We start from the raw sequence: 12,486 nt of genomic DNA, 5'->3' as shown, positions 1-12,486 counted from the left end.
AATGGCCACGTAGAACCTATTGTTCGCAGTGAAGCGGTGATCCAAAGTCCTGCTCAGTTATCTGCGGGCTTGTTAATCGGTATTGAGCCAAATTCAGATGACCCTCTTCAGAATCATTTAATTGCTGGCAGACTGTCTTCACTCAAAGCTGGTCAGTATCAGCTTTTCCTTGGTCATACCTTGGCAAGAAACTTGAAAGTGTCTATGGGCGACAAAGTTCGCTTAATGGTGACCAGTGCCAGCCAATACACGCCGTTAGGACGTATTCCAAGCCAGCGAAATTTTACCGTAGCTGGGATTTTTAACACGGGTTCGGATATCGATGCTCAATTGATGGTGACAGATATCAACGATGCTGGGCGTTTGATGCGCTATAAATCAGACACCATTTCAGGCTGGCGACTGTTTTTTGATGACCCATTTGAAGTGGCAGAACTATCAAACCAACCGCTACCGGAAGGTTGGGTGTGGAGCGATTGGCGAGACCAACGTGGCGAGCTATTCCAAGCCGTTCGAATGGAAAAAAACATGATGGGTTTGATGCTTGGGCTGATCATTGGTGTTGCTGCGTTTAACATTATTTCTGCGCTTATTATGGTGGTGATGGAGAAACAGTCCGAAGTCGCCATCTTAAAAACCCAAGGTATGCGTGATGGTCAAGTGATGGGGATCTTTATGGTTCAAGGTGCAAGTAGTGGTGTGATCGGCGCATTATCTGGTGGCATCCTGGGCGTGATTTTAGCTTCGAACCTCAATACTATTTTAGAGGCGATGGGTGTTGCTCTGTTTTCATTTGGTGGACAGTTGCCAATTTTAATTAACCCAATTCAAATCGCCGTTGTTGTGGTTCTGGCTATTGCACTTAGCTTGATTGCCACTGTCTTCCCTTCTTATCGTGCATCGTCTGTGAAACCTGCTGAGGCCCTTCGTTATGAGTAATTTTCTTCAATGTAATGATATCCGTAAAACGTACCGTGAAGGCTCGTTAGATACTGAGGTTCTCAAGGGCGTCAGCTTCGAAATAGAAAAGGGTGAGCTAGTCGCAATCATTGGTACATCCGGTTCAGGTAAAAGTACGCTATTGCATATTTTAGGGGCGTTGGATGATGCTTCTGATGGTAGTGTCAGCTTTCTCGGACAAGACTTAGCGTCTTTGAGTTCGAATAAGCAGGCTAAGCTTCGCAACCATCATCTTGGCTTTGTTTATCAATTCCATCATCTTCTTTCTGATTTCTCAGCGTTAGAAAACGTAGCAATGCCGTTGTTGATAGGTGGAGAGAAGCCAGCGAAAGCTAAACAAGAAGCACAGTTGCTACTTGATAAAGTGGGGCTAAGTCATCGTGTTGACCACCGACCTTCAGAACTTTCAGGTGGTGAGAGGCAACGAGTGGCAATTGCTCGTGCATTGGTGAACAAGCCTGCGCTAGTGTTGGCGGATGAGCCGACTGGTAACCTAGACCACAACACAGCACTTTCTATTTACGACTTAATGCGCGAACTGAACCGTGAGTACGATACTGCCTTTTTGGTTGTGACTCACGATGGTGAACTTGCCGGTAAGATGGATCGCCAACTTCACATGCAAGATGGTTTACTGGTCAACGTAGAAAAAGAGGAGAGCTAAGTGTTTTCTTCTTTATCTCTATTGATAGGCGGCCGATTTAGCCGGGCGAAACAACGAGACAAAATGGTGTCGTTCATCTCCTTGTCTTCGACAATTGGTATTGCTGTTGGTGTCGCGGTAATCATTATCGGCTTATCTGCAATGAATGGTTTTGAGCGAGAGCTTCAATCACGAGTACTTTCTGTCATTCCTCACGGTGAGTTTGAGGGCGTGAATAAACCAGTAACTCGCTGGGAGCATGTGATTGAGGAGTCGGTAAAGCACGATAAAGTCGTTGCTGCTGCGCCTTATGTGAAAATAACCGCGCTTGCCGAAAAAGGCAAAGAGTTGAAAGCAATTGAAGTTCGCGGCGTTGACCCACAACTTGAGCAACAAGTATCGAGCCTATCGAGTTTTATCGATAAGCAAGCTTGGAGCGATTTTAAGGCAGGGCAACAACAAATCATTTTGGGCTCTGGTGTGGCCAATGTACTTGGCGCGAAAGTCGGTGATTACCTGACTCTGATGATCCCGACGGTGAATGGGTCGGTTAAGGTTCAAGCACCTAAACGTGTTCGAGTCAAAGTGGTTGGCTTGCTGACGCTTAATGGCCAAATTGACCACAGCTTAGCTTTGATCCCGATCGGCGATGCGCAAGTTTACGCAAACCTAGGCGAGGCAGTGACAGGGGTTTCTTTAAAAGTGACCGATGTTCTGAACGCGAACTCTATTGTGCGTGAGGTGGGTAACCAGCTTGATGTGTATGTGTATCTACGAAGCTGGCAACAGAAGTTTGGCTTCTTGTATCGAGATATTCAGTTGGTTCGCACCATTATGTATCTGGTGATGGTACTGGTTATTGGTGTTGCTTGTTTCAATATTGTCTCGACATTAATGATGGCAGTAAAAGACAGAGCATCAGAGATCGCGATTTTAAGAACCATGGGCGCATCGGACGGCCTTGTGAAACGCATTTTCGTTTGGCAGGGCGTATTCTCCGGTGTGTTAGGTAGTTTGGTGGGCAGTGTAATAGGCGTGTTAGTGGCGCTTAATCTCACGACACTTATCAAAGGGCTTGAAAGGCTAGTTGATCACCAGTTCTTGTCCGGTGACATCTATTTTGTCGACTTCTTGCCATCACAACTCGATATGACGGATGTTGTTGTGGTTTCCGGTACAGCGATTGTATTGAGCCTATTGGCGACATGGTACCCAGCATCACGAGCAGCCAAGTTAAACCCTGCCTCGGTGCTTAGCTCGAAGTAATGCGCTTAGTAATACTTCATGTAGCATGATAGACAAATGGCATACACAAAAACAAAAAAAGGATCCCTAATGGGATCCTTTTTTTTTGAATTCAATCTGCATTCTTTACGACTGTGGTTACATCCCAATATTGCAGAGTTCTGTGGTTCATCTGACTTTAACTTGTGTGCGGTTTAAGTGAAGCGCATACAAGGATAGATTGAACGACAAGGAAAAGTTGTCAGTACCTTGCTTGACGCTTCTTCCAACTTCTTACTACTGAGTAACGCCATAACCCGCGAATACCAAAGTAGCCAATCATTGCTGAAACCACGCCACAAATCAGGCAACCCAGTAAGAAAGGAGGCCCGATTGTATTCATTTGCGCCAAGATGAAGTCCCAAGACAATTCGAAATGGAAGGCTTGAGGTGGTACATGCATAACAAACGCCCCAACTTTATAAGCAAAGTAGAAGAGAACGGGCATAGTGACCGGGTTACTGATCCAAACAAGTGCGACAGCCAAAGGTAGGTTAACGCCACATGCGACAGCAAGGCCTGCAGACATAATCATTTGGCTTGGTAGAGGGACAAACGCCATGAATAACCCAACAGCGAATGCGCCTGCCGCAGAGCGACGATTAAGGCACCATAAGTTGGGGTTGTACAAAACATTGCCAAAAACTTTCAATGCTTTCTGACGCTTGATTAGCTCATGGTCAGGCATAAATCGTTTGATAAACTTTCTTGGCATAGGAGGAAGCTACTCTCTTGTTTAACACTTGGTTCTTGATTTCATTTGCTGCGACAGTTGTGTCTGCCAGCTTCTGGCCTGTGATGCCTCATTGGGTTTGGGCACCATTGATGCTGTTGTTACTACTAGCATCAACAAAGTATAGCGTTTTCCGGAGTGCAAGAGGTCTAGCAACAGCATTGATACTAGTTATCTGCCTAGGGAATGTAATTGAAATACAAACGAGTCGCTTATTTCAATCAGGGCAGAATACTACCATAAATGCTTCGGTTGTTAGCCTTTTTAGTGAAAATAGCCACGGTTTTGAAAGCGTAATAGTAGCTAGATCAATTGGCGGCGAAAAATTAATCTTTCCTCAATTGATAAAATTACGTTTGTTTACTCCTTTTAAGTTAACACTCGGAGATGATGTCAATTTATCTGTGTATATAAAGCCTGTATGGGGCAAACTCAATGAAGCAGGCTTTGATTTAGAAAAGTATCTGTTTAGCGCAGGTGTGGTTGCCAATGCAATTTACAGATCTAATACAAAGTATCGCATTCATACCAATAGCAACTTACGGTCCTATTGGTTTGAAAACAGTCTTGAAAGGTTAAGTCAACTGGCAAATCAAGACCTCATTATGGCTTTGAGTTTTGGTTATCGAGACCTTATTCACTCTCAGCGTTGGGGCTTACTTAAAAGCAGTGGTTTGATTCACTTGATGGCTATTTCGGGGCTGCATATTGGGATTGCCTTTGGTATCGGCTATCAAGTAGGAAAGGTATTCAGGTTACTATCATCTTCACTTCTTTGGTTGCCCACAATATTCGGAGTCGGCTTAGCCTATTTCTACAGTTGGTTTGCTGGGTTCACGCTGCCCACCTTGAGAGCTTTGGTGATGTGTATTATCGCCAGCTATTTCTTGTGGCGTGGGCAAAATATCAGTTTGTTTCGGTATGTCGCCTTAAGTCTGTGCGTGGTTCTGCTAATTTGGCCATTTTCAGCATTATCGAGTAGCTTCTGGTTGTCTTTTGGTGCGTTAGGTGCCGTTCTTTACATTGCGTTAAATAGTCAGTCATCCGATTCCAACTCAACATTTATCGACCGAGCACTGCAGCTCTTCAAGATTCAGTTAATGCTGACATTCCTGATTGCTCCCTTTTCGATGCTGTTCTTTAATGGGGTCAGCTTAGTCTCTGTTTTCTACAACTTGCTCCTTTTACCTTGGGTGTCGATGGTGGTTATTCCACTATTGTTCCTGGCAATGTTCTTTAGCTTAATATTGGCGCCAGTATCAGGTGGCGTTGGCTTAACTACATTCAACAATGGTTTGTCTGAACAATTATGGATGTTGGTCGACTTATCGCTTGAGCCTCTCGTATTTAGTCTTCCTTTCTCTGAACGATTTTGGTTTCAAGTGGATAATCACACGATTGAGTTGTCTGTATTCCTCATCTTGTTTTTCGGTTTTGTCAGTCGATATTTCAAGCGAGCACTATCTATATTGATTATTACCGTGTTTGTACTGTGGTGGGAGTTCGGCAAGCCTCAACAAGACAAACTAATTATCGATATCTTGGATGTTGGTCACGGGTTGTCTTTGCTCTTAGAAAAGAACAATCAGATTGTTGTTTACGATCTTGGTAACGCATGGCCAGGAGGTTCCATTGTCGAATCCTTACTTATTCCTACTTTGAATCAGAGGGGAATTCATGAGTTGGAGGGTGTAATAGTGAGTCATTTCGATTCTGACCACGCTGGTGGCTATCCGTCGTTACTTGAAAATTACAACCCTAAGTGGGTAAGAGCCAGTCAGAATATCAGTCAACAAGGACAATCTACGATTCAAGAATCGTCAAATATTCAAGCATGTATTTTAGGAGAAGTATGGACTTGGCAAGGGGTTGCTTTTGAGGTCTTGTGGCCTCCCAAACAAGTGAAGAGGGCGTATAACCCACATTCGTGCGTGGTCAGGCTTTTTGACCCCGCTCTAGAGTTCTCGATGTTACTTACTGGTGATATTGAATTGGTCAGTGAGTGGTTACTTGCACGCGAAGGCGAACGGCTTCGAAGTGACGTAATGCTTGTTCCTCATCATGGTAGCAATACGTCTTCGATCGCCAGTTTTATTGAGGCCGTTTCACCTCAGTTAGCGATCGCTTCTTTGGCCAAAGGCAATCAATGGGGGATGCCGAGTGAATCCGTTATTGAACGTTATCACGACGCAGGGAGTGCTTGGCTTGATACTGGAGAAAGCGGCCAAATAACCATCAGTATTGGTCAAGAAGGTTGGCAATATCATGAGATTAGAGAACAACAAGGCAGACAGTGGTATAGGCAGATGCTTCGTAAGGGAGTAGAATAGGAAGATTATTGTGAGAAAATTAAGCGATTCTATGTCAACACAAACAGATGAAACTACCTGGGTCACATTTAAAAGACTTTGGACTTATATTCGACTATATAAGGCCGGCCTTGGTGTTGCGGTTATTGCGCTTATTATAAATGCTGTCACTGATACCTACATGATTTCCTTACTAAAGCCGTTACTTGATGAAGGCTTTGGTAATGCAGAATCTGACTTTTTACGTACGCTCCCTCTCATTATCTTTGTCATGATGTTCGTTCGTGGCATCAGTGGCTTTGTTTCAACTTATTGTTTGAGCTGGGTTTCAGGCAATGTGGTCATGGAAATTCGACGTAAAATATTCAGCCATTTTATGCATATGCCAGTTTCTTTTTTTGATAAAGAACAGACTGGTGCGCTGCTATCTCGAATTACTTACGATTCAGAGCAAGTCTCTGCGGCAACCAGTAAAGCATTAGTCAGTATTGTCCGTGAAGGTGCAAGTATTATTGGCCTGTTGACGCTGATGTTCTGGAATAGTTGGCAGTTGTCTTTGGTGTTGTTCGCTGTCGCCCCTCTTGTCGCGTGGGCAATCAGTATCGTATCGAAGCGATTCAGAAAGATCTCTAAGAACATGCAAACCAGTATGGGTCACGTCGCCTCTTCTGCAGAACAAATGCTGAAAGGACATAAAGTCGTTCTAACGTATGGCGGACAAGATCTAGAAAAACACCGCTTTGACCAAGTTAGTAACCAAATGCGCCAACAAAGCATGAAGCTAATCACTGCTCAAGCGGCCGCTAACCCAATTATTCAGATGATTGCATCACTTGCAATCGTAGTTGTTCTATTCCTTGCTAGTGTTGATTCAATTAAAGCAGAGCTTACTCCTGGTACGTTCACTGTTGTGTTCTCGGCGATGTTTGGTTTACTACGCCCACTAAAAGCTCTGACTAACGTAACGTCTGAATTCCAACGTGGTATGGCAGCGAGTACGACCCTATTTGGTTTGATGGATCTAGATACGGAACAAAATAAAGGTACGTTGAAGCCTGAAACCGTAGCGGGTGAAGTCGAAGTAAAAGATGTGACATTTACCTACCAAGGTGCAGAGAAAGCAGCGCTTGATAAGGTCAGTTTTAATATACCGAAAGGCAAGACAGTCGCACTTGTCGGCCGTTCAGGTTCGGGTAAGAGTACCATTGCGAACCTGTTTACTCGTTTTTATGACGTAGACTCTGGCTCTATTGAGCTTGATGGTCACGACATTCGTGATTATGAATTAAGAAATCTACGTGAGCACTTCGCTCTTGTTTCCCAGAATGTGCACCTATTTAACGATACGGTTGCGAACAACATCGCTTACGCAGCTGAAGAACAGTATTCACGTGAACAGATCGAACACGCGGCTAAACTTGCGCATGCAAGCGAGTTTATCGAAGGCATGGAAAATGGCATCGATACGGTTGTTGGCGAAAATGGCGCGAGCCTTTCTGGCGGTCAAAGACAGCGTATCGCGATTGCACGTGCTCTATTGAGAGATGCACCTGTTCTGATCCTTGATGAGGCGACATCTGCATTGGATACCGAGTCAGAAAGAGCGATTCAATCTGCGTTAGAAGAGCTGCAGAAAGACAAAACAGTACTTGTTATCGCACACCGACTATCTACTATCGAGCAAGCTGATGAGATTCTAGTGGTTGATGATGGGCATATTGTAGAAAGAGGTGCACATGCCGAGCTCATCGCCCTTGATGGCGCTTATGCACAACTACACCGAATTCAGTTCAGCGGATAAGATTAGGTCTTGTTGTGATCGAAAAAATTTGGTTTAACAATCACCCATTAAAATACTTTCTCTGGCCGCTATTGTGGCCATTGAGTCTGCTGTTCAAAATGATCAGCGGTCAACGTCGTGATGCTTATCTATCGGGGAAAAAAGAGACCTATCGCCCGCCTTTACCCGTGATTGTTGTTGGTAATATTACCGCTGGCGGCAATGGCAAAACACCGGTTGTGATTTGGTTGGTAGAGATGCTTCAGGCTCACGGCTTTAAGCCAGGTGTTGTTTCTCGAGGTTATGGGGCGAAAGCACCAAACTATCCGTTAGTGTTGGATGAAAACACGCCAGCAGAGCACTCTGGTGATGAGCCTCGTTTGATTCGTAAGCGAACTGGTGCGCCTGTAGCGGTTGACCCTGTGCGCGCAAACGCAGTAAAGGCTTTGCTGAGCGAAGGGGTTAATGTCATCATCACTGACGACGGCCTTCAGCATTATGCACTTGAACGCGATATTGAATTTGCTGTTATCGACGGTGCGAGACGCTTTGGTAGTGAGTGCCTAATTCCTTTGGGCCCATTAAGAGAGCCTATATCTCGTTTAGATGACGTAGACTTTTTGGTTAATAATGGCGGTGAAGCGCACGGGCGAGAGTTCTCGATGTCTTTACTTCCAAGCCAAGCGGTTAACCTGAAGACGGGTCAGAAAAGGTCTGTGGCAGAATTACAAAAGCTGGTGGCTTTTGCTGGTATCGGTCATCCACCACGCTTTTTTAAAACATTGGATAATCTTGATGGTGATGTGGTTTATACGCAGGGCTTCGCCGACCATCAAGATTTTGATAAAGATGAACTTCATGCCTTAGCAAAAAAAGGTACGAATATGATTATGACAGAAAAAGACGCTGTAAAATGCGAAGAGTATGCTCAAGACAACTGGTGGTATCTTCCAGTTTCTGCGCAGTTCAATGAAGATTCGCAACAGCAAATTTTAAAAAGAATAAAAGAGGTTATGGAATACTATGGATCACCGTCTGCTTGAGATCGTTGCTTGCCCTGTATGTAAAGGTAAACTAACTTTTGACAAAGATAAGCAAGAGCTTGTTTGTAAAATTGATCGCCTTGCTTACCCAATTAAAGAGGGTATTCCTGTTCTTTTAGAACCTGAAGCTCGCACCGTTTCAATGGATGAGGGTAAGTAATGTCTTATACGGTTGTTATACCTGCAAGATACCAATCGAGCCGTTTACCAGGTAAGCCTCTGGCTGACATTGGTGGCAAGCCGATGATTCAATGGGTATACGAACAGTCAATGAAAGCAGGTGCTGATAAAGTTATTATCGCTACCGACGACGCTCGAGTTGAAAAAGCGGCCAAAGTATTTGGCGCGACCGTTTGTATGACATCACCGAATCATGAATCAGGCACTGAGCGCCTCGCTGAAGTGATTGAAGTCATGAAGATTCCTGATGATCATATTATCGTGAATGTTCAAGGTGATGAGCCACTGATTCCACCTGCAATCATTAATCAGGTTGCGAATAACCTTGCGAACAGTACAGCGCCGATGGCAACACTCGGTGTGGAAATTACTCATGCTGACGAAGTGTTTAATCCTAACGCCGTAAAAGTTGTGACCGACAAAGATGGGTATGCCCTGTACTTTAGCCGAGCTACTATTCCTTGGGATCGCGATGCTTACGCGAACAATGGTACAGCTGCTGAATCTCCACTGCTTCGTCACATTGGCATTTACGCTTACCGTGCGGGTTTTATTAATACCTATATCAATTGGGAACCAAGTACCCTTGAGCGTATTGAGTGCCTAGAGCAGCTACGTGTACTTTGGTACGGTGAAAAAATCCATGTAGACGTTGCGGCAGAAGCACCTGCAGCTGGTGTTGATACGCCAGAAGACCTAGAAGCGGTTCGAGCTATTATTGGCTAAGCGTCTTTTAGCGACTACTTCTTTGCTCTACAAAAATGCAAAATCATGAGCCTTGCTTATCGCGAGGCTTTTTTATGCCTAAAGAGAAGCGAGTGACAGCCTTATTTATCTAAGTTAACGGATATTGAGTTGGTTGCATTGGTTTCTGTAGCATCACCCCGGAATTATCTGAGATTTACCTCGCTCGACTTGCAAATTTTCTCTATAATATGCCGCCTATAAAGTAGTGGCGAATCGCTAGTACAGAATAAAACTTACGACAAAACGTGGAGTAAAAGATGCCTTCTCAAAGCCCAGTGATTACGGTTGATGGACCAAGTGGTGCAGGTAAAGGTACCCTGTGTATGTTACTAGCAGATAAGCTAGGCTTTCATCTTCTAGACTCAGGCGCGATCTATCGCGTATTGGCTTTAGCGGCAATTCACCATGGTGTGGATACTGAATCAGAAGATGCTTTAGTACCGCTTGCAACTCACTTAGATGTTCAGTTTATCGCTGAGGGTGAGCTAGTGAAGGTTATCTTAGAAGGCGAAGATGTGTCTGGTGAACTTCGTAAAGAAGAGACGGGCATGGCGGCTTCAAAAGTCGCTGCTTTACCTCGCGTTCGTGAAGCACTGTTACGTCGTCAACGTGCTTTTAGCGCAGCTCCTGGTTTAGTTGCAGACGGTCGTGACATGGGAACGGTTGTGTTTCCTGAAGCGGAAGCGAAAATATTTTTAGATGCAAGTGCTGAAGAGCGCGCGAGTCGCCGCCTTAAACAGTTGCAACAGAAGGGGTTAGATGTTAAATTTGACGACCTTTTGAGCGAGATCCAAGAGCGAGACGATCGAGATCGTAATCGCCCAGTGGCGCCACTTCGCCCTGCAGAGGATGCTCTAGTGCTTGATTCCACCTCAATGAATATTGAGCAGGTAGTCGAAAAAGCACTACACTATATTGAATCGAAACTGGCTGGGTAATTTCGCCGAGCTAGTACGAACGTTGGTCGCAAGGATGATGACCGGCGAATTTATCAACCCCATGCGGTAGGATACCCATGGACGTTTAATTATTGAAGATTAAATAATGACTGAATCTTTTGCTCAACTCTTTGAAGAGTTTCTATCTGAAACTGAATTCCAACAAGGCAGCATCGTTAAAGGTACTGTAGTAGCTATCGAGAACGGTTACGTTCTTGTAGACGCTGGTCTTAAGTCTGAATCTGCTATCCCTGCTGAACAATTCAAGAACGCTGCTGGCGAACTTGAAGTTGAAGTTGGTGCTGAAGTAGACGTAGCTCTAGACGCTGTTGAAGATGGTTTCGGTGAAACTCAACTTTCTCGTGAGAAAGCTAAGCGTCACGAAGCTTGGATCGTACTTGAGAAAGCTTGTGAAGAAGCTGAAACTGTTGTTGGTATCATCAACGGTAAAGTTAAAGGCGGTTTCACTGTTGAACTTAACGGTATCCGTGCTTTCCTTCCAGGTTCTCTAGTAGACGTACGTCCTATCCGTGACACTGCTCACCTAGAAAACAAAGAGCTAGAGTTCAAAGTAATCAAGCTAGACCAGAAGCGTAACAACGTTGTTGTTTCTCGTCGTGCTGTTATCGAATCTGAAAACAGTGTTGAGCGTGACGAACTTCTTGAAACTCTACAAGAAGGTACTGAAGTTAAAGGTATCGTTAAGAACCTTACTGACTACGGTGCATTCGTTGATCTTGGCGGTGTTGACGGTCTTCTACATATCACAGATATGGCTTGGAAGCGCGTTAAGCACCCATCAGAGATCGTTAACGTTGGTGACGAAATCCTAGTTAAAGTTCTTAAGTTCGATCGTGAGCGCACTCGTGTTTCACTAGGTCTTAAGCAACTAGGCGAAGATCCATGGGTAGCAATCGCTAAGCGTTACCCAGAAGGTCACAAGCTTTCTGGTCGTGTTACAAACCTAACTGACTACGGCTGCTTCGTTGAAATCGAAGAAGGCGTTGAAGGTCTAGTACACGTTTCTGAAATGGATTGGACTAACAAGAACATCCACCCTTCTAAAGTTGTTAATGTTGGCGACGAAGTTGAGGTTATGGTTCTTGATATCGACGAAGAACGTCGTCGTATCTCTCTAGGTCTGAAACAGTGTAAAGCTAACCCATGGCAGTCATTTGCAGAAATGCAAGCTAAGGGCGACAAAGTTACTGGTAAGATCAAGTCTATCACTGACTTTGGTATCTTCATCGGTCTAGAAGGCGGTATCGACGGTCTTGTACACCTATCTGACATTTCTTGGAACGCTGCCGGCGAAGAAGCTGTACGTGAATACAAGAAAGGCGACGAAATCTCTGCTGTTGTTCTAGCAGTAGATGCAGAGCGTGAGCGTATTTCTCTTGGCGTTAAGCAAATGGAAAACGACCCGTTCAACGCATACGTTGCTGACAACAAGAAAGGTGTTCTTGTAAACGGTACTGTAACTGCAGTTGACGCTAAAGGCGCTACTATCGAGCTAATCGAAGGCGTTGAAGGCTACCTACGTGCTTCTGAAGTTTCTCGTGACCGTATCGAAGATGCATCTCTAATCCTAAGCGTTGGCGACAGCGTTGAAGCGAAGTTCACTGGTGTAGACCGTAAGAACCGCGTAATCAACCTATCTATCAAAGCTAAAGATGAAGCTGATGAGCAAGAAGCAATGGCTTCACTGAACAAGTCTGATGAAGGCGCGTTCGGTAACGCAATGGCAGACGCATTCAAAGCTGCTAAAGGCGAATAATAGCTTCTCATTAAGAGAATTATAGCTATCTAGCCAAGAAAGGAGCCGTAAGGCTCCTTTTTTTTTGCTTATTTTTCCGATAGGTCTATAAT

General features: G+C 44.6%; 11 protein-coding genes. 10 read left to right on the top strand and 1 reads right to left on the bottom strand.

The features are described from left to right. The 3 genes from AB4232_RS18665 to lolE all read left to right on the top strand — a co-directional run. A partial coding sequence (locus tag AB4232_RS18665) for an FtsX-like permease family protein (protein ID WP_372087724.1) occupies positions 1-939 on the top strand: 939 nt, incomplete at its 5' end. Beyond that, complete coding sequence (gene lolD, locus AB4232_RS18660; protein WP_372087723.1) at positions 932-1,624, top strand: lipoprotein-releasing ABC transporter ATP-binding protein LolD; 693 nt, start codon at positions 932-934, stop codon at positions 1,622-1,624. The genes AB4232_RS18665 and lolD, both read left to right, overlap by 8 nt. Then, positions 1,625-2,869 carry a lipoprotein-releasing ABC transporter permease subunit LolE gene (lolE, locus tag AB4232_RS18655; protein WP_065679610.1) on the top strand — a complete coding sequence of 415 codons (1,245 nt, stop codon included), beginning with the start codon at positions 1,625-1,627 and terminating at the stop codon, positions 2,867-2,869. A 220-nt stretch (positions 2,870-3,089) separates the two neighbouring features. Here the strand turns inward: lolE and AB4232_RS18650 are convergent, their stop codons facing one another. Then, positions 3,090-3,602, bottom strand: a complete 513-nt coding sequence (locus AB4232_RS18650) for a DUF2062 domain-containing protein (protein WP_009847146.1) — start codon at positions 3,600-3,602, stop codon at positions 3,090-3,092. A 215-nt stretch (positions 3,603-3,817) separates the two neighbouring features. On the opposite strand from AB4232_RS18650, the gene AB4232_RS18645 reads away from it, so the two are divergent. The 7 genes from AB4232_RS18645 to rpsA all read left to right on the top strand — a co-directional run bounded on the left by AB4232_RS18645 (position 3,818) and on the right by rpsA (position 12,394). Next, positions 3,818-5,950 (top strand): DNA internalization-related competence protein ComEC/Rec2, encoded by a 2,133-nt coding sequence (locus tag AB4232_RS18645; RefSeq protein ID WP_372087726.1) that lies wholly within the window; start codon positions 3,818-3,820, stop codon positions 5,948-5,950. 31 nt (positions 5,951-5,981) lie between these two features. Further along, on the top strand, positions 5,982-7,730 hold the full coding sequence (gene msbA, locus AB4232_RS18640) for a lipid A ABC transporter ATP-binding protein/permease MsbA (RefSeq protein WP_009847143.1): 1,749 nt from the start codon (positions 5,982-5,984) through the stop codon (positions 7,728-7,730). A gap of 14 nt (positions 7,731-7,744) precedes the next feature. Further along, a complete protein-coding gene (gene lpxK / locus AB4232_RS18635) occupies positions 7,745-8,752 on the top strand; it encodes a tetraacyldisaccharide 4'-kinase (RefSeq protein WP_372087722.1) in 1,008 nt (335 codons plus the stop codon). Next, on the top strand, positions 8,733-8,912 hold the full coding sequence (locus AB4232_RS18630) for a Trm112 family protein (protein WP_004736429.1): 180 nt from the start codon (positions 8,733-8,735) through the stop codon (positions 8,910-8,912). The genes lpxK and AB4232_RS18630 overlap by 20 nt, the downstream gene beginning before the upstream one ends. Then, a complete protein-coding gene (gene kdsB / locus AB4232_RS18625) occupies positions 8,912-9,658 on the top strand; it encodes a 3-deoxy-manno-octulosonate cytidylyltransferase (RefSeq protein WP_372087721.1) in 747 nt (248 codons plus the stop codon). The genes AB4232_RS18630 and kdsB overlap by 1 nt, the downstream gene beginning before the upstream one ends. A 278-nt stretch (positions 9,659-9,936) precedes the next feature. Beyond that, a complete protein-coding gene (cmk, locus tag AB4232_RS18620) occupies positions 9,937-10,617 on the top strand; it encodes a (d)CMP kinase (RefSeq protein ID WP_017104105.1) in 681 nt (226 codons plus the stop codon). Between the two features lie 106 nt (positions 10,618-10,723). Continuing rightward, positions 10,724-12,394 (top strand): 30S ribosomal protein S1, encoded by a 1,671-nt coding sequence (gene rpsA / locus AB4232_RS18615; protein WP_012604398.1) that lies wholly within the window; start codon positions 10,724-10,726, stop codon positions 12,392-12,394. Positions 12,395-12,486: the final 92 nt, after the last annotated feature.

Origin of the sequence: Vibrio sp. 10N.286.46.A8 (assembly GCF_041470165.1) — a bacterium.
Lineage (GTDB): Bacteria > Pseudomonadota > Gammaproteobacteria > Enterobacterales > Vibrionaceae > Vibrio > Vibrio tasmaniensis_A.
The sequence above is the reverse complement of the archived record's forward strand: the minus strand, read 5'-3'. Positions and strand labels throughout refer to the sequence as shown.